Source organism: Oceanobacter sp. 4_MG-2023, assembly GCF_030689165.1.
Classification (GTDB): domain Bacteria; phylum Pseudomonadota; class Gammaproteobacteria; order Pseudomonadales; family Oceanobacteraceae; genus Oceanobacter.
The window spans coordinates 241,684-266,557 of the sequence record NZ_JAUYVV010000003.1 but is presented as its reverse complement, the minus strand read 5'-3'; the positions used below and the strand labels follow the sequence as shown (position 1 = coordinate 266,557).

Genomic DNA, 24,874 nt, shown 5'->3' with positions numbered 1-24,874 from the left:
TGTTTAAATAGCTGAAAATCTGTTGAGTATAACCCTATGCGCCCGATCGACTGGCAACAAATTGACACCGTACTACTGGATATGGACGGTACCCTGCTGGACTTGCACTTTGATAATTACTTCTGGCTGGAACATTTGCCCGAGCAGTATGCCCGCCACAAGGGCATCGACAAGGCCGCCGCCCTGACGGAACTGAGCAGCAGCTTTATCGGCCTGCGCGGTACCCTCAACTGGTATTGCCTCGATCACTGGAGCAATCTGACCGGATTGCCGATCGCGGAGTTGAAAAAAGACGTCGCCAGCAAAATCGGCTTCCGGCCTTTTGTGCGCGAATTTCTCAACGCCCTGGCACAGCAGGGCAAACGCAAGGTCATTGTCACCAATGCTCACCGCGACAGTGTGGAACTCAAACTGCACCACACCGGGCTGGATCAATACGTTGACCGCATCATCAGCTCCCACGACTACCGGGAACCCAAAGAACAACAGGCCTTCTGGCAGCATTTGCAGCAAGACGAGCCGTTCGACCCGCAGCGTACCCTGCTGATTGATGACAGTATGGCTGTGCTAGAATCAGCCCAGCGCTGGGGCATTCATTATCTGTTGGCCATCCATCACCCTGACAGCCAGCGCGAGCCGGTGTTGCAAAACCGGTTTCCCGGCATTCTACATTTTGACGAACTGGTATTTGACGCACAGGACACTACCCACCGTGACTGACAACTCCACCAAAGTCCGCCTCGACAAATGGCTCTGGGCCGCCCGCTTTTTCAAAACACGGGCACTGGCCAAACACGCCATTGAAGGCGGCAAGGTTCACTACGACGGCCAACGCTGCAAGGTCAGCAAACTGGCCGATGCGGGTGCCAGGCTGACCATTCGCCAGGGCTTTGACGAAAAAGAGGTGATTATCACCACCTTGTCTGACCAGCGCCGGGGAGCCCCGGAAGCACGGCTGCTGTATGAAGAAACCCCGGCCAGCATCAAGCGACGCATGGACAACTCCGAACAACGCCGGGCGTTACGTGCCTCCATGCCCACCCCAGACCACAAACCCAACAAAAAAGAGCGCCGCGACATGCGCCGTTTTGAGCAGGTCCATCAGGATCTTGGCTGAACGTTACAGGTACACCGATATGTCATACCCCAGTGCTGATCAATTGCAGCGATTTTCGTTTGATGCCGCCCCGATTCGTGGAGAGGTCGCCCATCTCAATGCCACTTACGAGGCAATCTTGAATCGCCACGACTACCCGCCCGTTATCCGGGTAGCCCTGGGCCAGTTACTCGCCGCCACCGCATTGATGAGTGCCAGCCTCAAGTTCAAAGGCCGGCTAACCCTGCAAATACGCCTGCCAGGGGCTATCTCCCTGTTGCAGGCAGAAACCAATGAACTGGGAGAGCTGCGGGCGATTGCCCGCTATGACAGCGATCAGCCAGAAGCAACCCTGACCTTTGCAACGGAAGGCCAGCTGGTTATCACCCTGGAGCCGGAGCAAGGCCAGCGTTATCAGGGTATTACTGCCATTCCCCAAGGCGATATAGCCACCGCACTGGAAGACTATTTCAGCCAGTCAGAACAACTGCCCACACGCTTCTGGCTCTGCAGTGATGGCACCCGGGCCGCTGGCTTTATGCTGCAAAAACTACCCGCCAGCCAGCAACACAGCGACGAGCAGCAAACCATTGACCAGGATGCCTGGGACCGGGTCTCTCACCTCGCCGCCACCATCAAGGATGAAGAACTCCTTGAGTTGGACAATGATCTGCTATTGCAACGCCTGTATCACGAAGAGGATGTCCGGGTGTATCCCGCCACGCCGCTGTCGTTTGCCTGTACCTGTTCCCGTGACCGGCTGGCCAACGCCCTGCATCAGGTTGGCTACCAGGCGTTAGCCGAAATGATGGAAGAATCCGGTAGCATTTCGGTCGACTGTGAATTTTGCCACCAACACTACGAATTCGGCCAACATGATATGGCAGAGCTGTTCCCTGAAAACAATTTGCATTAAATTACTGCCTGCCAGGTCGCTGTTACATTTGTTACAATGATCTGGAACCCCACAAATAATCCGAAGAATCAGCAAATATAGCCCCTGTTTATGCGGGTTATTAAGCTGACCCATAAAGAGGAGACTTAGCGCAAACGGCATTTTCTGGCATACTTGCGCAGTCTCATTGATCGAGTATCGTCTGCAGCACACACAGACGGGTGTACGAATTTTGGTAACGGCTACTATTGCCGACCACAACTGCGAGGACCCATCAGGGTATCGATATGACCACTGTATTCACGGATTTATCTACTCCATTTCTGGTAGAACAAGCCATTGCCCGCGGCGAAGGCCTATTGCAAGATAACGGCGCACTGGTAGTAGAAACCGGCGCTCGTACTGGCCGTTCTCCAATGGACAAATTCATTGTAGAAGAACCAAGCAGCAAGGATGCAATCGACTGGGGCAATATCAACCGCCCATTTGATGCCGATAAATTCGATGCCCTGTGGGACCGCGTAGAAGAATACCTGGCCCAGCAAGACAGCTTTGTTTCCCATGTTCATGTTGGTTCTGACCCGCAGCACTACCTGCCGGTCAAAATGTCGACCCAGACTGCCTGGCAGAACCTGTTTGGTCGCAACCTGTTTATCTTGCCGGAAAGCTACAACCCTTCAGACAAGGAAGAATGGCAAATCCTGAACGTTGCCAACTTCGAGTGCGTACCGGAACGTGATGGCACCAACTCCGATGGCTGCGTTATTGTCGACTTCTCCCAACGCAAAGTACTGATTGCAGGCATGCGTTACGCTGGCGAAATGAAAAAAGCCATGTTTGGTGTACAGAACTTCCTGTTGCCAGAAAAAGACGTGCTGCCAATGCACTGCTCTGCCAACGTTGGTGACGACGGCGATGTTTGCCTGTTCTTCGGCCTCTCCGGTACCGGTAAAACCACCCTGTCTGCTGACCCGGGTCGCTTCCTGATTGGTGATGACGAGCACGGTTGGGGCAAGGGCACTGTCTTCAATATCGAAGGTGGCTGCTACGCCAAGACCATTGACCTGTCACAGAAAAACGAACCCATTATCTGGGATGCCATCCGCTTTGGCGCCATCGTGGAAAACGTGGTGATCGACAAGCAAACCCGAGTGGCAGACTACAACGACACCAGCCTGACCGAAAACGGCCGTTGTGCTTACCCGCTGACCCACGTTGAGAAACGTGTTGTTGAGAACATGGCTGGCGAACCCAAAGCGGTCGTCTTCCTGACCTGTGATATGACCGGTGTATTGCCACCGGTATCTGTCCTGACCAAGGAACAAGCGGCTTACCACTTTCTGAGCGGTTACACAGCTCTGGTTGGTTCAACGGAAATGGGTGGCGTAAAAGGTCTGAAATCCACCTTTTCTACCTGTTTTGGTGCACCCTTCTTCCCACGTCCAGCAGGCGAATACGCGGAACTGCTGATGAAACGTGTGACGGAATTCGACTCTCAGGTCTACCTGGTCAACACAGGTTGGACTGGCGGTTCAAACGGTGCCGGTGGTGAGCGCTTCAGCATTCCAACCACGCGTGCAGTGATCTCTGCTGTTCAGTCTGGTGTGCTGCGTGACGTTGAAACCGAAGAGCTGCCAGTCTTTGGCCTTCGTGTACCAACCGAACTGCCTGGTGTAGAAACCAAATTGCTGAATCCAACCAAAGCCTGGGCTGACCAGGACAAGTTTGATGCAGCGGCACGCCAGCTGGCGAGCCAGTTTATTGAAAACTTCAAGAAATACGATGTTTCCGACGCCATTCTGGCGGCGGGCCCTCAGCTGTAAGACTGCCTTGCCGCTGAATGCTCAATAACACAGTCCGATAAAATAAAAGGGGCGCTACCATTACTGGTAGCGCCCCTTTTTTATTTTATTGCTTATGGCGCCTGTTGCCGCAGCACTGTCAAACAACGCCAACGCCAACATTCTCAGCCTAGCCTATATCCAGAACGTCTCGCGCCAAAGGCTCTATTTCTTTCAGTCGGCTGGAGCGGTCACGGGCCATTCTGACACCACACGCTTGCAGGGTCGCCACGGGGTCGATGTCTTCCAGCCGATCAAAATCCAGCATTTGCCATTGCTCCCGCTGAATCAGCACGGACAAGACGTATTGATCCTCCACAACCCCGGTCGCAGGATTGGCTCGCTGGATATAACCAGAAATCAGACAACGCTGAATACCCGGAAACAATGCAAACACTTCGCCAGTGACCCGAAACAGCGACCCGGCGCACAGTCGGATAAAATCACGCCGCCCCTGGGCATCGGTGCGTTTTTTGAATGATAACTTGCCGTTGCCCCGCGCCTCGGCCATCCGCTGGGGTACATCGCCTTCATCCGGCAAATCAACATCCAGGGCAATGCCGGTTACATCATGGTTAAATTCATACTCAATCAAGGTTTCTTTCGGCCAGGCAATGCCGCTGAGGACATAGTCCAGCGCCGTTTCCATATGGGCACTGAATCCTTGGGCCGCCAGCCGAAAGGCTTTTTCAACTTCGGCACATTCCTGCTCATGATCATCACGCAGCTGCTGCCACTGCGCCAGTTCTTGCTGATAACTCGCCAGCGCCTGCTGATTACTCTGTTCAATGCTGTCTTGTCGAAATAACAGTTTATCCATCAAGCCCGGCTCTTCGATCACCGGCGGCAATGGTTCATCAATAGCAAAGGGGGCCGGTAAAGCTGGCGGAGTACCCGGTTTGGGCGTTAACAGATGTACCCCCAAACAAGCATTCAGCTCGGTATTGATACGTTCTGCGGCCTGCTCCAGTAATGTCTGGATGGTCTCGGCCTGGTGAGTCTTGACCTGTCTGGCTGCTTTGGCGGGCAAGGGTTGGTCATGCTCATCGGTCAGTCGTAACAAGCCATCATCATCAACCTGAATATTCACGGTATCAGGGTAGTCGACGGGGTTGGAACCAGCAGCGGCAGCGGAGGATTGTCTATTATCGATTCGGGTACGGTAATAAAGACCGGTACCCGGCAATCCGGCATTGATATAAGTACCTCGACGTCCCAGTGTCAGACTCAGCCCTCGAGGGCCAATGGACGTACTGACGCCGGAACCACTGAGATTCAGGCGCACGCCCGGCATGATGGTAATACGCTTTCTGAAACGGAGGCCCATACCTTTCCCTGGTTATATTCGATAGTTGATATGTCAAGCGGATGATCACGAATGGATCAAGCTCAGCCACCCGGCAGGGTGACTGAAGAAACAGAAGAAGGCCAGTAGCTGACCCGCTTCCAAACCTGGACAGGATGCTCCGCAACGGTCGATTAACCGATGTTAACGCCGTGTGCTTCCGCCAGAGGCTTCAGACCACCGGCAAAACCCTGACCAATGGCCTTGAACTTGAACTCGCTGCCATGGCGATACAGTTCGCCAAAGATCATGGCCGTTTCGGTAGATGCATCTTCAGACAGGTCGTAACGGGCAATTTCCTTGCCGTCGGCTTTGTTTACAACACGGATATACGCGTTGGAAACCTGACCGAAGTTTTGCTTGCGGCTTTCTGCTTCGTGAATTGTGACAGCAAACACCAGTTTTTTCACATCCGCCGCCAGAGAGGTCAGTTTAACGGTGACTTTTTCGTCGTCGCCATCACCTTCTCCTGAACGGTTGTCACCCATGTGTTCAACCGAACCATCCGTTGATACCTTGTTGTTGTAGAAAATAAAGCTGGTATCGCCCAGTACCTTGCCATTTTCACCGGTAATAAACACGGAGGCATCCAGGTCGAATTCAGTACCGTCAGTAACACGAGGGTCCCAACCAAGACCAACCACCACCTCAGTCAGACCTGGTGCTTCTTTTGACAGGGAAACGTTACCGCCTTTAGACAGACTTATAGCCATTTTTTTATTCCTTATTCAGTCAATTAACCAATCAAAATTTCATACCTGACCCTTGGCCAGGACATGCCGTCTTGCTGCATGCTCATGGCCAAGCGCATAAAATGTCCACTCGCCATTGTTACGATGCGATGCCGCAAAATTCATGGCAGTTTCCGTTAATGCATCGTTGGCCAGGTCATAACGCATACTTTCTGCGTCGCTGGTGTCATGGACAAGATGAATGAATAAATTACTCACTTGCCCATAATTTTTATTTACGGTTTATCAACCTCTCGGATGATACCGCACCACTCTTGCGTGATGGCAACAAAGACGGTGCCAGCAGGACTGTCTTCGTCGCAGCGCAGGTAAAGCCTAAAGCTCGAAATCAGCCGGATTCAGGCCCAGCTCCGAACAAATCAAACGACAAGCGGCTTTTTCCTGATCATCAAAACTGCCATCCGAGGCACCAATGGCACAGGCAACCCGCACCAGCAAACGTGCGGCACCATCGTCTTTCTTGATTTTGTTGATCGTTTTCAACGCTTCCGCCTGACCAATCTGATAGTCAAACTCAAACTTGCCACAAGCGTCGTTAAACACGTTGATAACGTCATTGAGATTGAAGGCCTTGAGCTCTGGCGAGTTGTTGATAAACCCGGTCATTTTCATTTTTTCAGCGGAAGAAATATCACCATCCGCGGCGGCAATCATGGCGCAGGCAGTGGCGGTTGCTTCCATAAAGTCCTTGTTCTTGAACTTCGAAACTTCGGTCGTCAGCTTGTCCCGTGCCATCGACACATTTGTTTTCAGCCATCCCAACATGTTGTATTCCTCATTGTGAAAAAACACAGCGTCGCTGCGATTATTTATTTTGATCCGGCCGACCAGCGCATTCCCCAGCCGTAGGCCTGATCCAGATCCCGGTGGCCTTTGTGGAAATCCACGCAACGGGTCACTTTGACCGCACCGTTATCGTTTTCCAGCATGGCAACAGCACACATGCCATGACGGCCGCCTTCTTCATTCATACGCACTTCAATATCCGGCTGGCCAGGGATATAGATGGTGATCACCCCGTCGGTTTTTTCCCAGTTGGGTGCGCCCTTGTAAATAAAGGCGAACACCAGAATACGCCGGATCAGGTGCCATTTCTGGCCGTTGATATGCAGCCATTCGCCACCATCCACCGAGCCAGTACGATCATCACCCATCAATTGGATATAGGGTTCACCCTGCAGATCTCCAAAGCCATTTCCCAGAGCCTGTACCGCACCCTTGAGGCCATCCTGAAGTTCAAACAGGCAACCCACATCCAGATCGATCGCTTTGCTGCTGGAGAAGAAACCCCCAGAGCTGCTTTTGTTCCAGTTCAGGTTGACCCGTATTTCGCCAAAACCCGCGGTGGATTTTTCCAGGCTGATACTGGAACGGGATTTATCCAGCGTCACCTTGCTCAGATTCACCGTGGATTTTGGTGCCGCCGGAGCCGGAGCCGGGGTTGGAGCCGGCTCAGGCTCTGGGGCCGCGACATCCACACCAAAGTGTTCTGCCAGCGGCTCCAGGCCACCGGCAAACCCCTGAGCCACGCAACGAAATTTCCAACTGCCCTGGCGACGGTAAAACTCCCCCAGAATCAGTGCTGTTTCCTGCATGCCGGATGTCGGAATATCGGCGCTGATACCACCACTGATTGCCAGCGTCAGTTGCGAGACGGCATCAAAACGCGCCTTGTTGGCGTGAATCGTGGCGGTAAAAGCCACTTTTTCAACTTCTGCCGGTAGCTGTCCCGGGTCCAGAAAAAACACGGCATGACCGGCATCAGCCTGGGTCATACGAACGGCCCCGGCCAGAATATCGGGCTGACCATAAAAGCACATATCGCCATCACCACGTACCTTGTGCGCGGCATTCAATACAAAGGCAGAAATATCAATGTCGGCTCCGGGTAATGGTGAATAGCGGATATCCACCCGTAACTCTCCCGTGGCGACTGGCGCATTGGCGCCTGGCACCAATACACTCATCCACGTACCGCCTGCATGGCCAGATTAACCAGATCGTCTGCCGTACGGCCATTGGTTACTTGTCCGATTGCCTTGAACTGCCAGCCACTGCTGTCGCGGCTCAGACACCCCATCACAATACCGGTGTGCTGACCTTTTTCGGAAAGGTTAAAACGGGCCAGCTCAGTGTTGTTGCTGCGATTCAGGATACGACAGTAGGCGTTTTCTACTTTTTCGAAGTTCTGGCCGGTAAAACTGTTAACGGTAAACACCAGGTGTTTGGCAGCCGCTGGCAGGCTCTTCAAATCAACAGAGATGCTTTCGTCGTCACCATCCCCTTCACCGGTACGGTTGTCGCCAGAATGCTGGATTGAGCCGTCTTTTGATTTCAGCTGGCGGAACCACACCAGATCGATGGATTGCAACTGGTCATCCAGCACGATGCAGGAGGCATCCAGGTCAATGGCACCGCCGCCCATTAACTTGCCGAAGAAACCGGTTGCTTTGACCGGGTCCCATCCCAGCCCAAGCGAGATATTGCTCAGGCCACTTCCGGCTGTTTTTTCCAGGGAGATGCTTTGGTTTTTCGTTAGAGTCAGTGCCATTATTTTGCTCCTTGCTCATCATCTGAGTGGGTATCTGTGCCACCGGCATCCTGTTGGATGCTTGCTGTGGCAGTGGCCGACCATGCTGCCATACAAGATAGTGATAAGATAATTAATCTCATGTGTCATTTCTGGCACAGACATGTGATGTTGTTATTACCATTCAACCATACGGGTAGCAACAAAACTGTGACCGGTGAAAGCTACAACAGTTCTCAACGCTATCGACCCAATACTGAGGTTAACCACGCGACCTGACCATGCGGCTAGCAGCGCGATTCGGTCAGACCGAGCGGCCCATCCTGACTAATGGTTTCCTGCGGTTTTACCCCATACCACTTGGCACGCTCCAGAATACCACGCGCCCATTTCTGGTGAGTGGCAGGCTCACACATGGCATCGTTATGGCGAAAGACCGCTGGCGCCTGGTCTTGCACTATCATCCTGGCAGCATTCAGATCTTCAAGATTGACCCGGAAACGGTCGTGAATCAAAGTGATCTGACAGGGGTGAATAGCGGTTTTACCGACCATGCCATGGGCGATATCCAGATCCAGTTCCTGCTGCAATAACTGCGGGGAAGCCAGCTGCTCGAATACGGGCGCGGAGAGAGAGAAACCCAATGAGCCCATCACGCCGGACACCATCGGAATCAGATAACTCATGGGCGTGCTGTACAGGGTTGTGGTCGAGTTGCGGCGCAGCCCCAAACAACCCATCAGGTCGTTGCCGCCGATACGCAGCACCACAATCCGCTCCCCCAGCCGGACTTTCAAGGCTTCACCCAGTTCCACCATGGCGGCAGGATTAAAGGTTTCTGGTGTTTCCAGTGTTGGCATCAGCAATAAATCCGGGTGAGCCAGTGCTTGCTCCCAAACCGGTAAATTATCAAGCGTCAGCTTCGGAATCACAAAACCGTCGATTTCGGATATCAATGGCCATTCACTCAAGCGTGCTGCCATCTCGGCATTACGCGGGCGCACAAACAGCAATGGCTGCCTGCTCGGCTGGCCCGGCGGATAAAACGGCTGCTTTTGTTGGTGTAATTGCAGCAGCAACTGTTCCAGGTTTCGCAGCGCAATATCCACATCGCTGTCGGCCACAGCATCTTCCAGACAAATCACCAACGACCGCAGTTCAGGCACTTTGCAGTGACAGATAACATCGGCGAGGTCCGCACGAGTGGCGGGCATATAAAGAGTCGCCCCCAGGGCATAGGGTGACACTCGTGTCATTGATTCACGCTCCGGATAATGGTTACAGCCCGATAGGGACCAAGGGCATCGCCCACTTCCTCGACGGTGACACCGGCACGTTCGGTCAGATGCATTAACAAGCGGACGTCGCTGTCGTTCTTGTCCCGTACCAGTACATGTTCGGGCACGCGTCGCAGTACCGCCCGAGTGGCTTCGGCAATACCCGGTTTGATGCGGTTCATATTGGTGATGCCGAAGCGGTTAGCCAGTGTACTGACAACACCAGTGGCGGCAGTTTGCAGCTGTTGTCGTTGCGTATCACTCCAGGGAACTGCGGCCGTCACAGGCCCCAGTTGCTGACGCTCAGCCTCAATCCGGTCAACAAACGCACGGGTAACATCAAAAGCCTGTAAATGATCACAGCGCATACAACCGTGCAAGCCACCATCCGCCGGCCAGATGGAACGGGACACCAGACCCGACACAGTGGCACCCAGAATACCGGACGGGATCACCCAATCTTCCGCCGATGCCGCCAGCCAGGCATGACCGCAAGGGTCGGCCAATACCACCATACGTGGCCCACCAACAAAACGTGGATCATCCCCAAGGCTGCGCTGCAGCTCACCGGCGATGGCTCCTTTTCCTGTCCAGCCATCTACAAAGATCAGGTTGTCGGCACCGTGCGCGGTAATAATGGCTTCCAGCGCCACACGGTCTATATCACGATCACGCACAATGCTGATGCCGTAGTGATAAGCCTCGCGCCCCATCGCCAGCAGTGCCCGACGTAATAATACGCCCAGCGGCAAACCGGCCCGAACAAACGATACCAGCACCACCGCGCCGCCTGGACAGCCGGTGTTCAAAGCCTCGGCCAATGCCTGAACATCGGCAGCCATACGGGCGCCATTCTGTTTCAGCGCTCGCTCATACAGGGTGATATGAATGTCGGTTGGTGCGTCTTCCCGACTGATCATTTCTGAATAATGCTTCTGATTGGTCTGAATCAGACGCTCTTTCTCAGCCACGTCGGTTGGCTCAATTTGACAGGGCTGCAATAAAAAATGCACATCGTCAGCGAGATAACTGCCACTGCCAACGGTGTGAAGTGCATTAAACACATCACTCATGAATCTGGTCCTCCACCACCCGTGCCAACTGCCCTCGGGCCGGGGTGGCCCACCAGTGGCATTCGCTCATAAAACCCAAATCGGTCAGGCTGTCACCAAACCCCAATACCGGACGGTCGCCGTTGATGGCCCGGTCCCGCTGCAGCCATTCCTGCACCGCCAGCTGTTTGGCCAGCCCCTGGGGCAAGAAAGCCAGATTATTGCCATTGGCATGTACGTGCATACCTTCCAGCAAACCGCGGCGCTGCACTTCGGCTAACACCTGTGCAAGTACCGCATCGTCCTGTTCGTTATGCTTGGTGACGACGTAATGTTGCAAGCCTTCTTCTTCGACCACCCAGCCTCTGAGTGAGAAACCCAGCGCCTCGCCAATAGACAATGTGGCGGCGCTCAGCTGCTGCAGCCGTGACTGAAAGGCCGCCAGACGATCGGTCATCTGTGCCTGCCATTGTGGCTCCAGCTGATGATCCGGCGTCAGGATCACGCCGCCATGGGCACACACGGCACCATGGACAAACGGAATCTGCACCCGGCGGTAGGCCTCTACGCTGCGCGCCGTCACTGGCACGACGTCGGCGGTGGCCAGCAGCCATTGCACAAAAGCCTGCTGTACCGGCGTCATATAACCATTGGGCTGGCCGTGCACATCCAGGGTGGCAGGGTGGCGCGGGCTGTCGGGTGGCATTTTGCGAGCGGTTTGGAACAGGGTGTCATCAAGATCGACAAAAACCAGCGGACGCGTATTACTCATTGACCACTACCTCGGCTTGCAGAGTATCTATCAACAGAGCGGGAACAGCCTCTGCCGGAGTCTCGGTACAAATCAGCACCCGGTCAAACTGGCCCGGACGGACGTTATAGATAAAATTGGGAATACCCAGACCGTAGTTGTCCGGAAAGGATAACGCATGTTCGATAGCATGACCGATAGCAATGGGCGAACGGGTAGTCGAGCCAAAATGCACATCGGCACCGGCTTGTTCCAGTCGTTCCGCCAGTAAAAACGGTTTCCAGACAAATTCTCCGGTGCCAACCACCAGCACCCGTTCTCCGGCCTTGATTTGCAACCCAGGCGCCAGCGTGTCGTCGACATGGCGTACACCCAAACGGCCAAAGTCATGCTCCGGCGACAAGAGCCACTCTCCGGCCGCTACCGTTTCAACATCCGGCATCTCTGGCAACGGGGCGGTAATATCTTCAATAAATCGGTAAGAGCCCTGCAACAGCGAGACCTGATCGGTCGGGGCTGCAATCCTGTTTTGCACGGCGCCTTCGGACCAATCCGTCAAGACACAGGTCACCACCCGCTCAATATGCGACAGCCCGGATGCCATCAGCGCTTCATAAAGGTTGATAAAGGTTTTGCCGGTTGAGGCTTCATCGTCGACCAATATCAGCGAACGGGCCTGCAACATGGCATCCCGAATATCAGCATCCACCGGCCGATGAATCAGATGGGCACTGGCATGGCTGTGCTCTTCTTCAAAGCGGGTAAAAATGTCATCCCCGACCGGATGGCGGGTCGTCACCAGATAAATTGCATCCGACCGTGTCGCGCTGTAGGCGCGATGGACACCGGCTCCCAGACCAACGGCGGTTTCAGCCATGCCGATCACCAGCACCGGGCCGGGCAAGTCATCCGGAATCTGCGCCGCCAATTTGGTAAAAGCGGCTTCCATCTGCGCCGGGCGTACCGGAATATGACGACCTAACACCCGAGAGACAAACAGAAATGCCCGCTTCGGGTTGCGCCGCTCGGCAAAACCGAATAACTCGTCGGGATCGATACGTGCATCGTCCACATTAACTTCGAGCAACCCGCGCATTAATTGGGCACTCAAAGCGTGTTTTACTGCGGTACTTTCCATGATTTTATTCCCAGAGTACCAACCACAGCACACAACACGGTGGCCGGGGTCAGCAAGATGTATTTAGCTGCCGCGTGCTTCAATCTTCCATAAGGAAGGTTGTGTCACTCGTGCCATATCGGCCGTGGTCAGAGTGGTGGCGCTTGTCATGGTGGACACCTCGACCCGGCAAGCGTGCAAAAAGGCCTGTAACAAAGCGGCCTTGACGGCAAAATTCATATTTTGTGCATCACTGATACTTGAAGTCACCATACCCACGACGGCTCCGTTGCTATCGAATAACGGGCTGCCGCTGGAGCCTGGCTGAATCGGTGCGGTGAACTGCAGGATGCTGGCATCGTTATGGACACCAAACAGCGCCGAAATGCCCCCTTGTGTAACATGAACATCGCCACCAGCAAAACCGGCCAGAGGAAAACCCAGTGCGACAACCGTTTCACCAAGATGGCAGCGCACATCGTCACGGAAGCACACGGGCTGCAACCCGGGCTCCTGCTGGATACGTAATAACGCGATATCATTACGGCGATCGACCATCACTGGCTCAGCACGATAACGCCCGTCAAAGGACGTTATATGAATATCCTGGCGATCTTCAATCACATGAGCACAGGTCAGGATATGTCGGGAGGAAACCGCAAAACCAGTGCCTGTTGCCACACCGGCAGCGGCCCTGCCCGCTTCCGCCCCAGCGACTTCATGCGACCGGTCCGGATGGTGATCATCAATGGTTAACCCGAGACGACGCCCGAACGCTGCGAGGCCATAAGCAGAACCTTCCGCCAGCGCCCGGAATTTCCACTGCGCACCACGGCGGTAACATTCGCCAATGACCATGGCAGCATCACCCGAATCCTGCAGCTCCAGTTTATAAGAGATGATATCCGCAATCCGCAAGTGTACACGCTCCAGCTCAGCCACTGGCCCCACTGCCGCAAAGGTGTACACCACCAGCAACAGCCGGTCACTTCGGGCAGGTAATTGCGCCAGATCGACCTCACACCGCAGTGAGTCACCCTCCTCGTGCCACTGCATCCAAGGCTGGGTGAGCCGGTACAAGGAAGGTGCACCGGTCGGCAGGTGTTTTGCGTCAAGCGGCAATAACGCCAACCCGGCGTTACGTCCCAGCGCGCCACCTTGTTTGCTGTCCAGGGTTAGCCGAATGTCTGTGACTGGCAGCCCTTCATTGGCACCAACGACCAATTCCCGCATCAATACTCACTCCCTGATCCTGTTTGCCGGATTGAAGCATGGAGACAAACCCCGGCCAATTGCAACCCCAGCGGTGATTCCAACTCAGCCTGCCGTCAATGGTAAAGCCACACTGACGACTTTTACCTTGAGATTCGGGAGCCAATCACTCACAGGCTCTGGCAAACCCAGGCGGCGACAGGCCCAGATGCCGGGTAAATTGACCCCGGTGAGCCGGGTGTAACCGATACCACCGGAATAACGCGGGTTGATTTCCAGCAGATGCGGCTGGCCGTTGTCATCGTCACGAGTCTGTACATTCACCAGACCATCGCAGCCAAAATGAGCAGCGGCCTTGAGTGCCAGCTCAACCGCTGCCGACTCACGCTCAAAGGTCTGGTACAAGCCCTGTTTGCGACGGCCAACATAGGCTACCGCCACCCCTGCTTCACACACCATATCAACCGAACACTCGCTGCCCGCCATATACGGCATCACCAACATCGGGGCACGTTGGGTATCCAGACCATAGGCCTGTAAATAGGCCTCAAAATTGACTTCACGGGCATCCGGATTCGCAAAACAGCGAAAGGCATCCACACCTTCCCGAAAACGCCAGAAGCCCTGACCATAAATACCGATGGCAGGCTTGATACAGACTTCACCGTAAACCGACATGTCAGCATACGCCTGCGCCAATTCCTCTGCCGTCGTCACCGTCACCGCCGGCACACAGGCCAAACCGGCACGCTCAGCAGCAGCAGTAAACAGGCTTTTGTTATCGACCAGACGGAAGGTCTCCAACGACATGCCACCGGTAATCAGCTGCAAGCCATGTGCTTCAAAGCGATCGCGAGCCGTCTCAAACAGCTGCCAATTACGTCCGGCCAGCAATACCTGGACGCCATGCTCCAGAGCGGTGTCAATTACCCAGTCAATTTTGTCTGGACTATCCTTCGGCTCACGTAACGACACATCCGCCAGACCGGTAATTTCCGGACGATCACCACGATGAGAAGCCAAGAGAGTGACATCCACAGGCAAGGCATCGCGAGCGCCGGTAATGATATCGCGCTGACTCGATTGACCTTCAAGAAACCAGATCAAGAACTTCACCTCGGTTATTCAATATTCAGACAACATGGCCCAGCGGCGTATCCGATACGACACCGGAACAGAGCAGAGAGCGCACAGATGGAATGGGACGGGTTTTACCTAACTCGTTGAATCTATCATCAAAAACCCGCCATCACTATGCAAGGCGGGGGATGGAACATACGCAACAAAGCCGCCAGAGAGGGGCGAAACAAAGAAATAGGGGAATGCCTTAAGGCCACTACCCAACATCAGCTAAATACAAGGATTAATTGGTTAGTAACCGAGTAATCGCCTGATTCTTATTTCTTCCGCCTTGGTTTGTCCGTATTCGTTTGCTGCAACACAAGAGTGATGCCATTCCAAAACACCGGCCAGATAACACACTTCCAATAGGCCAGGGGTTAGTCCCAACAATGGCCGGCTGGCAATGGCCCGCTCAAGCTCAGACTCCGCTTTATGAAAATTGCCTTGCTTCCGCCAAAAACCAGATTTCCAGGCAATCACTTTATGAATCTGTTTTTCTATTCTTGGCTCCAACCAGTTAGCCAATTCAAGCGCTTCTGTTTCTGAATAGCGTTCTCCACCATTCAAGATGGTCCATATACCTGAAAGTAAATAAGGGTGCTTTTTCACCCACTCAATGTCCTGGTCTGTGATGGTTTTATTGGAGACAATACGCTGGTTAAAATCGATAACTCTGAGATACTGCTGGTTGACTCCAATAACTAGCATCAAAAATACAAGAATCACAGCACTCCCTTTAAAGCGTGAGTAATAGCGTGTAGTCGTACGGTTTGGAGTCGACCAGATCATTGCCATGGAAGCTACCAGCAGCAGCATACTGGATGGTTCATGAAACGTTGTTGAAACCAGCCCTTGTAGAAACAGAACACCATAAGCGATCGCCCAATAAACTGTTACAGGTAATACAGACTTCATATCTGCCTGCCTGACATGAACTAAGCCTCGTATGCCCACCCAGCACAACCAGATAAATGAAATCATTGCTGCAGGCCAACCCCAATTCAGTGCAAATTCAAGCAGAGTATTATGTGGTGCCTGACCAAAAGGAAATGGATTCATATAATGGTAAGAATCCGGGCCACTACCGAACCAATGCTGTCCTGTCATTTGACCAAGGACAGCCTCCCAAATAACGGTACGCCCACTACTGAAACTTCCTTCTCCTGAGTCAGAATAACCCAAAGCTCCAACTATTCTCCAAACACCACTCCATCCGCGAACAAATGCATCCGGAGTTAATAATATTGCTGTATATGCAGCCAGACCAATTAAAATCGCCAAAATTAACAGCGCACCACGTTGCCGACGATGCAACCAGGCAATCAGAATAAGTGCTAGTAAAGCTGCGGCGCACGCTGCTCGTCCAGCCGAAAACAACACAGCAACCGCCGACAAATACAAAGCCAGAGCTCCGAACAACCGACTCCAGGTTTTTCCATGTGATAAAAAGTAGCAACCAAGCACAACACCCACTGCCGCAACATCTCCCCAGTGACGAATATGAGAATATGCTGGCCCGCCTCTACTCCAACTGTATTGAAAAGGTCGATCAAGACTGAGAAACAAAAACAGGTTAATCATCCAGGTCAAGCAAATAGCCAGCAGTATCCCGATCGTTACCCAGTCCCGTAACGTACTGAATTGCCGAAAACAAAGTCCTAATAACCAGATATTCAACAGCGACACCATCAGTTCCATCTGTCGATAAATACCGATATAAACGTGGTCAGCCAACGCCGTCGCTATCACAGATAAGCCCAGCCAGAGTCCTCCAGCCCAAAGCCAGAGTCCTCCTGTGACTTCGAGCCTCCCCCGCAACATAATCAAAAGAAGAGTAGCCAAGCCAACTTGTATCATTAGTAATGCCGAACGGTAGTCAGTAAATGTGCTGCCTCCAGACAAATATTTAGCCAACAAACCTACTACAAACAAAAATGCTACTAAAATAAATAACAATACTGATAAATCTTTCCGTGAATTCATACCAAAAATACGGATTGGTTTCTGGCTATTGTAGGGTAAGGTTGTTTCCATTGCCGATATAGCTCCATAAGAATAAGCGTGTAGAATGTCAAGCCTGCAAACGGTTACCAGAGGGCCGAGAGGGGTTACATGTTGATGGATGATATTGTTTATACTGTCGCCTGACCATCCAAAATCCACCCTTAACCAACCTGACCGAGGTCCGACCACCACATGCTGCTCGAATCCATAGGCCAACGCCTTGCCGAAGAACTCAATATCCGTCCGCAACAGGTATCGGCTGCCGTTGCCTTGCTGGATGAAGGTGCCACCGTACCGTTTATTTCCCGCTACCGGAAAGAAGTCACCGGAGCACTGGATGACACCCAGCTGCGTAATCTGGAAGAGCGATTGCGTTATCTGCGCGAGATGGAAGATCGTCGCGACAGCATCCTGAAAAGCATTGGTGAGCAGGGCAAGCTGACCCCAGAACTACAGCGGGAGCTGCTGACTGCCGATACCAAAACCCGGCTCGAAGACCTGTACTTGCCCTACAAGAAAAAACGCCGCACCAAAGGCCAGATCGCCATCGAAGCCGGACTGGCACCACTGGCCGAACGTCTGTTGGATAATCCGAACCTGACCCCCGAGTCTAAAGCCACTGCGTTTGTCTCCGCCGACAAGGGCATCGCCGACACCAAGGCCGCACTGGATGGTGCCAGGTATATCCTGATGGAACGCTTCGCCGAAGATGCCGACCTGCTGGCCAAGCTCCGCCAGTTTTTGCAACAGGAAGCTATCCTGTCGGTCCGGGTGATTGCTGGTAAAGAAGCCGAAGGCAGCAAGTTCGCCGACTATTTTGAACACGATGAAGCGTTAAAAAACGTGCCGAGTCACCGTGCGCTGGCGATTCTGCGCGGCCGTAACGAAGGCATACTGGGTTTCTCGCTGGTCACCCAAGCAGAGCTGGAAGACAAGCTGGCTGGTAGCCCGTGTGAAGCCATGATTGCCGGTCATTTCCAGCTCAAGAACGCAGGCCGGGCCGCCGATCGCTGGCTGGCCGAAGTCGTCAAGTGGACCTGGCGCATCAAGCTGTTGACCCACCTTGAAACCGAACTGGTCGGGCAATTACGCGAAAAGGCCGAAGAAGGCGCCATCAAGGTCTTTGCCGACAACCTCAAGGATTTGCTGCTTTCTGCGCCCGCTGGTGCCAAAAACACCATGGGCCTCGACCCGGGTTTGCGCACCGGCGTGAAGGTTGCGGTGGTTGACGCCACAGGCAAGGTGGTCGATTACAGCACGATTTACTGCACGCCTCCGCAAAACAGATTTGCCGAATCTGAAGCCATCCTGATGGCCATGATTGCAAAACACGGCGTGCAGTTAATTGCGATTGGCAACGGCACCGGCAGCCGGGAAACCGACAAGTTTGTTGGCGATATGCTGAGAAAGATCAACCCGGCACTGGATGCCAGCCAGAAAGTGCAAAAAATCATGGTCAACGAAGCCGGTGCCTCGGTGTACTCCGCCTCCGAGCTGGCTGCCAAGGAATTCCCGAACCTCGATGTCACCATTCGTGGCGCTGTCTCCATTGCCCGACGCTTGCAGGACCCTCTGGCCGAGCTGGTCAAAATCGAACCCAAATCCATCGGCGTTGGCCAGTACCAGCACGATGTTAACCAAAGTCATCTGGCCCGCTCGCTGGATGCCGTTGTGGAAGACTGTGTGAACTCGGTCGGCGTCGACCTGAACACAGCATCAGCACCACTGCTCAGCCGGATTTCCGGTCTGAACACCACCCTCGCCAATAATATCGTTGCCTTCCGGGACGAAAACGGTGCCTTTAACAGCCGTAAGGAATTGGCCAAGGTGCCGCGACTGGGAGCCAAAACCTTCGAACAGGCGGCAGGCTTTCTGCGCATCATGAACGGCAGCAACCCCCTCGATGCCTCGGCGGTTCACCCTGAGTCCTACCCGCTGGTGAACAATATCGCCAAGCACTTTGGCAAGGATATCGGCAGCCTGGTCGGAGACCACTCCTTCCTCAAATCGGTCAATGCCGAGCAGTTTGTCAGTGCTGACGCCGGGCTGCTGACGGTGAAAGATATTCTTGCAGAGCTGGAAAAACCGGGACGTGACCCGCGCCCGGAATTCCGCTTTGCCGAATTCCAGGAAGGTGTCGAAAAAATCTCCGACCTGAAACCCAATATGGTGCTCGAAGGTGTCATTACCAACGTTGCCGCCTTTGGTGCCTTTGTGGATATCGGCGTCCATCAGGATGGCCTGGTACATATCTCGGCACTGGCTGACCACTATGTCAAAGACCCTCGGGATGTCGTCAAGGCCGGGGACATCGTCAAGGTCAAGGTAATGGAAGTGGACCCTGAGCGTAAACGTATTGGCCTGTCGATGCGCCTGGGTGACGATGCCAATGAAAAAGCCGCTGAACAAGCCAATCGCAGTGGCCAACGCAACAACAGCCCCAAACGAGGCAGCCAAAACCGGACCTCGTTTGGCGACAAACAGCCGCAAGGCCAGGGCGCCATGGCCGGAGCACTGGCAGCGGCGCTGTCCAACGCGCGCAAGAAAAAATAACCGCCCGACTCACCCGAATGACCAATAGCCAGCAACAGACAGCCTCCTGTCGCTGGCTATTGTTGCGCTCCTGCACAGCTCTTTTACTTGTCAGTCCTGCGCCCGGACTTACTTACCCGACCAGCTTTCTTTTATACTCCGCCGACATTTGTTCTGAATCGAGACGACCTTGGCAACCACCACCCTTCCCCGCGCTTTCCAAGATACTGCCTATCGCGATGCATTGGCGCTACTGCAAAATCCGCAACATGCGGCTCTATTGACGCGGTTGCAGCGCGGTATCGAGAAGGAAGGTCTGCGTTGTAACAACGATGGCATTATCAGCCAGAAGCCCCACCCCACAGGGCTTGGCTCGACCCTGACCCACCCCAGCATCACCACGGATTATTCCGAAGCCTTGCTGGAATTTATCACGCCGGTCTACCGCAGCGGCCATGAAGCCATTGCCTGTCTCGATGTGGCTCACCGCTTTGCCTTCAGCCAGATGGACGCCGAACTGATCTGGCCCAGCTCCATGCCCTGTATTCTGGAAGGCGAGATGAGCATCCCGATTGCGACCTATGGCAGCTCCAATCTGGGCCAGCTCAAGCATGTTTATCGTCATGGATTGTGGCACCGCTATGGTCGTACCATGCAATGTATAGCGGGTATTCATTATAATTTTTCACTGCCCGACGAACTGTGGCCAATACTCAAAGCCCTGGATAACCAGCCAGACGAATCCTTGCAGGACTTTATCTCACGTCGCTATTTTGGCCTGATCCGTAACTTCCGGCGCTATTCCTGGTTATTGCTGTACCTGTTCGGCGCCTCCCCGGCCGTTTGCAGCAGCTTTCTCGCCGGCCGTGAGCACAACCTTGATACCTTGCACAAACACACCCTGTATCTGCCATACGCCACATCACTGCGCATGAGTGACCTGGGCTATCAGAACAATGCCCAGTCCAGCCTGCGAGTGTGCTACAACAGCGTTGAGAATTACGTCGAGACTCTGGGGGATGCCATTAATGTCCAGGTCGACGATTACGAAAAGCTGGGCGTCCAGGATCAACACGGCGTTTACCAGCAGCTGAACACCCACCTGCTGCAAATCGAAAACGAGTTCTACAGCGACATCCGCCCCAAACGTATCGCCAAAAACGATGAAAAACCGCTGGAAGCCCTGAATACCTTTGGCGTCGAATACATCGAGGTCCGCAACACCGACCTGAATCCCTTTATGCCGGTTGGCATCGATGTACCACAAACGACGTTTATGGATCTGTTTTTGTGTTACTGCCTGCTGCAGTCCAGCGACACCATTGAAGATGACGAATATCTGCAGATACAGACCAATCAACAGCGCACGGTCATGCGCGGCCGGGAGCCGGGCCTGACGCTGCTCAGTCAAGGGCAAGAGCGCAACCTGCAGCAATGGGGCCTGGCCTTGCTGGATGACATGCAGGCACTGGCGCAACAAATGGACAGCGCCAACCAGCACAGCTTCCATATTGACAGCCTGGGCCAGCAACGCCTGAAACTGGCCGATGCGGCTCATACGCCATCCGCCAAAGTACTGGCGGCGCTGCAAGAGCAAAAGCTGGAGTTCAGCGAATTTACCCTGCAACAAGCCAGACAGCACCGCAAGGCCCTGTCACAACCACTGGCACCGGAGGTTCATCGCCACTGGCAAGCCCTGGCCCGCCAGTCACTGCAAGAGCAAGCCCAAATCGAAGACAGCGATACACTGTCATTCGAAGACTTTCTTGCCGATTACCTGCAACGTTAACAAGACTCTCGTCCGGTCTGGCCAACATGGCAGAGAAAACGGGCGAGAATGCTTGCATCCGGCGGAACATTTTCGACTTCTGGCGGACTGACATCCGCCACCACAGCCACTTGGCACGTAAAGAACCATGACTCAAATCTGACGCTGCCATAACAGGTGTCAGATTTGCGCAATGACAACCCGGTTCCCGTACAAAGTGCTGTGATACACTCGCCCATCATCACGATTTCGCATAAGGCAACCCCATGAGCCCGAGATTATTGCGTTTTGGCTATCTGGCCGGATTTTTGATCTGTGCTGCCCTGCTTGGTGCAGCCTATTACTTCGAGATTGTGCTTTATATGGAGCCATGTCCGCTCTGTATTGTGCAACGCTTGGCGACCCTGCTGATCGGTATTGGCTGCCTGTTGGCCTTTATTTTTGACGGCTTTCGCTGGATGTCACGGCTGGCACTGGCCCTGACCACCGGCGCCTCTGTTTTTGGAGCCGTGGTAGCCAACCACCACATCTGGATTCAAGGCTTGCCGCCAGAAGAAGTCCCTGCCTGCGGTCCCAGCTTTGACTACCTGCTCGAAACCCTGCCCATGAATGAGCTGATCAACATCATGCTGCACGGCAACGGCAACTGCGCGGATATTTCCTGGATGTTCTGGGGCATGAGCATGCCGGAGTGGACGCGGCTGTTCTTTATTGTGTTTGCGATCATCAGCCTGATCACCCTGATCGCCAAATGGCGCAGTAATGGGCGGAAAGCCTGAGCGGCCTGAGCGATAAGCAGAACCATGGCGGATAGCAAGTGGCAATTGTTGAAAAAGCCACTTGCACAGAGCTTTTAACCTTGCCTATATTGGTCGCGCCAGAGCTGGCTTTTGATGCCAGCGGAGGCTGTTCCCTGTTCCGTTACAAGCACCGGGGACAGACTCACGATCACAGACAGGAGTGCCGTATGTTAGAACGAGTCAACACTGCCAAAGAACGCTGGGGTGGCGTCCACAAGATGATCGACAGCTGGCTGAACGGGAGACAGGCGTTAATTGTCAAATTTTGCCACCTTTCCAGTGTCAAACCGCTGTCTCACGAAGAAACCCCATTGGCCGAGCTGGTACAGAATTTTTGTCAGGCGATGATGGATTACTGCTCCGCTGGCCATTTTGAAATTTACGAGCGCCTGATGGTCGAAGCGCGGGAATATGCCGATGGCAGCCTCGAATTTGCCCAGCAACTGGTTCCTCGTCTCGACCAATTGACGACCCAGTGTGTGGACTTCAACGATCGTTATGATCATTCCTGCAATCTGGAGCAGCTGACCAAGCTGTCGGAAGATCTGTCTCACCTGGGAGAAATACTGGAAGAACGCTTTCAACTGGAAGATCAGCTGATCGAACGCCTGCACACTGCTCATCGCGAATCGGTTACTGAATAACAACATAGCGCGTCGAATCCACTGACCGGGTTCGACGCCCTGTCGCTTGTTTCTTGCAACCGTCAAGAGTCGGCCACCCGTCGTTACACTGTTCCAGGTTCCATCCCCGTACCACTTCCCATCCCACTTTTCGACCCACTTCGCAGGCTAACGCGTCATGCTTTCTATCTGGGCATTATGGGCATCCAGCAGTCCTTGCACAGCCTTGGCATCATTCAGGGCCTGTTCAGCGGCCTTGGGATTAAACAACGCCTCAAGCCCCGGCTGTACCCGATCAACGTCATCTGCAGCGGTCGACGCCCGTGCCTCGCTGTGGATCTCCGGCTCCGTCCCTATATCAAAATGTTGCAGAATATTGGCCGCCGTATCCACCGTCACCGGAATCACAGCCACTCCTTCGGGTACCTCGTCACCAAAATGCCAGATACCTTCGGCGTCTTGCCATTTATAGTAGGTTTTCCGAGTGGTCATCGTCGATAAGGTTGAATCAACACTCTCCCCCATCGATACCAAAGGCTTGCCGTCAGAACGGTTAAGAAAGTAAGGTGTCATAAACACGCTCACCAGTATGATCGCCAGTGGAATCAGTATTCTGGCTTTTAGCATTTGACCATCCTTTGATGTTCGTTTTGTCCGTTAACTATTGTAACCGATACTTGAATGTATAAGTGCCTCGCAGGGAAACTCCGAGTGACTGATATCCAGTCCCGGAAGCACTGGCACAACGATCAGCAGAAGGAGAACCAACTGTGTTACAGACCTCTCCCGCAACCGCTTCCTCCTCAAGTGACCGCACGGCATCAGGCCAGGGTAGCGATGTACGAATCACTCGTCATGAAAAACCCTTTCGCGTACTGATTGCCAATGCCAAAGGCGGCTGTGGCAAAACCACGCTCGCTACCAACCTCGCCAGTTTTTTTGCTGCCCGACAGCTTCACACCGCCCTGATCGACTATGACCCACAAGCCTCCGCCAGTGACTGGCTCAAGGCACGGGGTCATCACTTGCCCACGATTACCGGCGTCTGTGCCACCCGCCGCAGCCAGACGACCGCCACTCGCAGTTGGGAAATGCGGGTACCGAGCAATACCGCCATGATGATCATCGATACACCGGCCGGGCTGACCGGCCATGCCCTTGGCGATCGCATCCGCCAAAGTGACGCGGTGATTATTCCAGTCTTGCCGTCCGCCATTGATATTCGGGCGGCCACCACGTTTATTCGGGACGTTATGCTGTCACCGGTGTTCCGCCAATCCCCCCGGGCGATTGCCGTCGTCGCCAATCGCACCCGGCAAAATACCCTGATCTATACCAAGCTGAATCTGTTTCTGAAAAGCCTTGGCATTCCCTTTATCACCACCCTGCGGGACACCCAGCGTTATGTCAGAACCAGCGAACTGGGCCAAGGCATCATTGATGACCCGCTGGCGGATGCCAGAGACCTGGCTCACTGGGAAGTCCTGCTGCAATGGCTGGAAAGTACCCGCACCAAGTCTTCTCCCGGCAGCCATTACCAGGCTGACAAGCCATCGCCATGACACACTCCCGGCATCATCACAGAAACCATGTCATGATTGCTGCTCAAGATAAGCTTCCAGAGCGTCGATCAAGGGTTCTGGCGAATCGTCATCCCGATCCGGTTGCGGCCAATCTGGCAGCAATGCCAGATTTTCCATCACACAATCAACCAGGCTTTCTTCCTCAGGACACGCCCCGGCGAACTCCTCCAGCAACTGATACAAACCAGCCAGGCCAAACTGCTCGGCCTCCAGCTCCAGTGCCTTGACCCGTTGGCGGAACTCGCCAGCAAAGCGATCGTTTGTTGGCGCTGTGGATAACGAGCCTTTGGGTAGCAGGGTCCGTATGCCCCGTAACGGCCGGATGACGCTGTCCCTCCACCCCAGATAACCGGCCAGACGCTGAGCAAACGGCTCATCCTCAGGCCAGGCACGCCACTCACTGGCCAGCCATAATGCCGCCAAAACCAGCAGTACATCTCCGCCATCTTCTTGTATCTCAAGCAATCGCTGCTCAACATTATTCATCTGGTAAAACCGCTGGGCGAATTGCCACAGTGGGTTGTCCAGAGATTCTGTGGCACACTGCGCCGCCATTGCCGCTACCTTTAGTCAC

Annotated in this window: 23 protein-coding genes and 1 pseudogene; 9 read left to right on the top strand and 15 right to left on the bottom strand. The window is 54.0% G+C overall.

The genetic code is table 11. The annotated features are described in order from the left end of the window. Positions 1–36 precede the first annotated feature (36 nt). The 4 genes from yrfG (at position 37) to Q8W24_RS04330 (ending at position 3,814) form a co-directional block, all read left to right on the top strand. Positions 37–720 (top strand): GMP/IMP nucleotidase, encoded by a 684-nt coding sequence (gene yrfG / locus Q8W24_RS04345; protein ID WP_303431120.1) that lies wholly within the window; start codon positions 37–39, stop codon positions 718–720. Continuing rightward, complete coding sequence (hslR, locus tag Q8W24_RS04340) at positions 713–1,117, top strand: ribosome-associated heat shock protein Hsp15 (protein WP_303431121.1); 405 nt, start codon at positions 713–715, stop codon at positions 1,115–1,117. The genes yrfG and hslR overlap by 8 nt, the downstream gene beginning before the upstream one ends. A gap of 19 nt (positions 1,118–1,136) precedes the next feature. Beyond that, positions 1,137–2,012, top strand: coding sequence for an Hsp33 family molecular chaperone HslO (hslO, locus tag Q8W24_RS04335; protein ID WP_303431122.1), 876 nt, complete (start codon positions 1,137–1,139; stop codon positions 2,010–2,012). 260 nt (positions 2,013–2,272) lie between these two features. After that, complete coding sequence (locus Q8W24_RS04330; RefSeq protein WP_303431390.1) at positions 2,273–3,814, top strand: phosphoenolpyruvate carboxykinase; 1,542 nt, start codon at positions 2,273–2,275, stop codon at positions 3,812–3,814. 148 nt (positions 3,815–3,962) lie between these two features. Here the strand turns inward: Q8W24_RS04330 and Q8W24_RS04325 are convergent, their stop codons facing one another. The 13 genes and pseudogenes from Q8W24_RS04325 to Q8W24_RS04270 form a co-directional block, all read right to left on the bottom strand. Continuing rightward, positions 3,963–5,159, bottom strand: coding sequence for a DUF4236 domain-containing protein (locus tag Q8W24_RS04325; RefSeq protein WP_305413502.1), 1,197 nt, complete (start codon positions 5,157–5,159; stop codon positions 3,963–3,965). A gap of 152 nt (positions 5,160–5,311) precedes the next feature. Continuing rightward, entirely contained in the window at positions 5,312–5,890 is a 579-nt protein-coding gene (locus Q8W24_RS04320) for a TerD family protein (RefSeq protein ID WP_303431124.1), read from the bottom strand. Positions 5,891–5,929: 39 nt separating this feature from the next. Beyond that, positions 5,930–6,133 (bottom strand): annotated as a pseudogene (locus tag Q8W24_RS16880) (TerD family protein); the annotation flags it as partial. A gap of 111 nt (positions 6,134–6,244) precedes the next feature. Continuing rightward, on the bottom strand, positions 6,245–6,694 hold the full coding sequence (locus Q8W24_RS04315; RefSeq protein WP_303431125.1) for a tellurite resistance TerB family protein: 450 nt from the start codon (positions 6,692–6,694) through the stop codon (positions 6,245–6,247). Between the two features lie 44 nt (positions 6,695–6,738). Next, complete coding sequence (locus tag Q8W24_RS04310; RefSeq protein ID WP_305413505.1) at positions 6,739–7,896, bottom strand: TerD family protein; 1,158 nt, start codon at positions 7,894–7,896, stop codon at positions 6,739–6,741. Next, positions 7,893–8,480, bottom strand: a complete 588-nt coding sequence (locus Q8W24_RS04305) for a TerD family protein (protein WP_303431127.1) — start codon at positions 8,478–8,480, stop codon at positions 7,893–7,895. The genes Q8W24_RS04310 and Q8W24_RS04305 overlap by 4 nt, the downstream gene beginning before the upstream one ends. Positions 8,481–8,746: 266 nt before the next feature. Next, on the bottom strand, positions 8,747–9,715 hold the full coding sequence (locus Q8W24_RS04300) for an HpcH/HpaI aldolase/citrate lyase family protein (RefSeq protein ID WP_303431129.1): 969 nt from the start codon (positions 9,713–9,715) through the stop codon (positions 8,747–8,749). Continuing rightward, complete coding sequence (locus Q8W24_RS04295) at positions 9,712–10,809, bottom strand: cysteine protease StiP family protein (RefSeq protein ID WP_305474515.1); 1,098 nt, start codon at positions 10,807–10,809, stop codon at positions 9,712–9,714. The genes Q8W24_RS04300 and Q8W24_RS04295 overlap by 4 nt, the downstream gene beginning before the upstream one ends. Beyond that, positions 10,802–11,560: a hypothetical protein gene (locus tag Q8W24_RS04290; RefSeq protein ID WP_305474514.1), complete on the bottom strand. Its 759-nt coding sequence runs from the start codon at positions 11,558–11,560 to the stop codon at positions 10,802–10,804. Before Q8W24_RS04290 ends, Q8W24_RS04295 begins: the two co-directional genes overlap by 8 nt. Continuing rightward, the gene (locus Q8W24_RS04285; RefSeq protein ID WP_305474512.1) at positions 11,553–12,677 is read right to left on the bottom strand and encodes a phosphoribosyltransferase domain-containing protein; all 1,125 of its coding nucleotides are present in this window, start codon (positions 12,675–12,677) and stop codon (positions 11,553–11,555) included. Before Q8W24_RS04285 ends, Q8W24_RS04290 begins: the two co-directional genes overlap by 8 nt. Positions 12,678–12,740: 63 nt before the next feature. Further along, positions 12,741–13,889 (bottom strand): trypsin-like peptidase domain-containing protein, encoded by a 1,149-nt coding sequence (locus Q8W24_RS04280; protein WP_305413511.1) that lies wholly within the window; start codon positions 13,887–13,889, stop codon positions 12,741–12,743. A gap of 84 nt (positions 13,890–13,973) precedes the next feature. After that, positions 13,974–14,975, bottom strand: coding sequence for an ATP-grasp domain-containing protein (locus tag Q8W24_RS04275; protein WP_305413513.1), 1,002 nt, complete (start codon positions 14,973–14,975; stop codon positions 13,974–13,976). Between the two features lie 264 nt (positions 14,976–15,239). After that, on the bottom strand, positions 15,240–17,024 hold the full coding sequence (locus Q8W24_RS04270) for an O-antigen ligase family protein (protein ID WP_305413514.1): 1,785 nt from the start codon (positions 17,022–17,024) through the stop codon (positions 15,240–15,242). A 162-nt stretch (positions 17,025–17,186) separates the two neighbouring features. Between Q8W24_RS04270 and Q8W24_RS04265 the strand changes: the two genes are divergently transcribed. The 4 genes from Q8W24_RS04265 to rsd all read left to right on the top strand — a co-directional run bounded on the left by Q8W24_RS04265 (position 17,187) and on the right by rsd (position 22,738). Further along, on the top strand, positions 17,187–19,547 hold the full coding sequence (locus Q8W24_RS04265; protein WP_305413515.1) for a Tex family protein: 2,361 nt from the start codon (positions 17,187–17,189) through the stop codon (positions 19,545–19,547). A 169-nt stretch (positions 19,548–19,716) separates the two neighbouring features. Beyond that, a complete protein-coding gene (gene gshA, locus Q8W24_RS04260) occupies positions 19,717–21,315 on the top strand; it encodes a glutamate--cysteine ligase (RefSeq protein ID WP_305413517.1) in 1,599 nt (532 codons plus the stop codon). 245 nt (positions 21,316–21,560) lie between these two features. Then, a complete protein-coding gene (locus Q8W24_RS04255; RefSeq protein WP_303431138.1) occupies positions 21,561–22,073 on the top strand; it encodes a disulfide bond formation protein B in 513 nt (170 codons plus the stop codon). Between the two features lie 188 nt (positions 22,074–22,261). Further along, a complete protein-coding gene (gene rsd, locus Q8W24_RS04250) occupies positions 22,262–22,738 on the top strand; it encodes a sigma D regulator (RefSeq protein ID WP_303431139.1) in 477 nt (158 codons plus the stop codon). 147 nt (positions 22,739–22,885) lie between these two features. Here the strand turns inward: rsd and Q8W24_RS04245 are convergent, their stop codons facing one another. Next, positions 22,886–23,344: a DUF4124 domain-containing protein gene (locus Q8W24_RS04245; RefSeq protein WP_303431140.1), complete on the bottom strand. Its 459-nt coding sequence runs from the start codon at positions 23,342–23,344 to the stop codon at positions 22,886–22,888. Positions 23,345–23,487: 143 nt separating this feature from the next. On the opposite strand from Q8W24_RS04245, the gene Q8W24_RS04240 reads away from it, so the two are divergent. Further along, positions 23,488–24,279 (top strand): ParA family protein, encoded by a 792-nt coding sequence (locus Q8W24_RS04240; RefSeq protein WP_303431141.1) that lies wholly within the window; start codon positions 23,488–23,490, stop codon positions 24,277–24,279. A gap of 30 nt (positions 24,280–24,309) precedes the next feature. Here Q8W24_RS04240 and Q8W24_RS04235 read toward each other — a convergent pair whose 3' ends face one another. After that, on the bottom strand, positions 24,310–24,855 hold the full coding sequence (locus tag Q8W24_RS04235; protein WP_303431142.1) for a TIGR02444 family protein: 546 nt from the start codon (positions 24,853–24,855) through the stop codon (positions 24,310–24,312). Positions 24,856–24,874 lie beyond the last annotated feature (19 nt).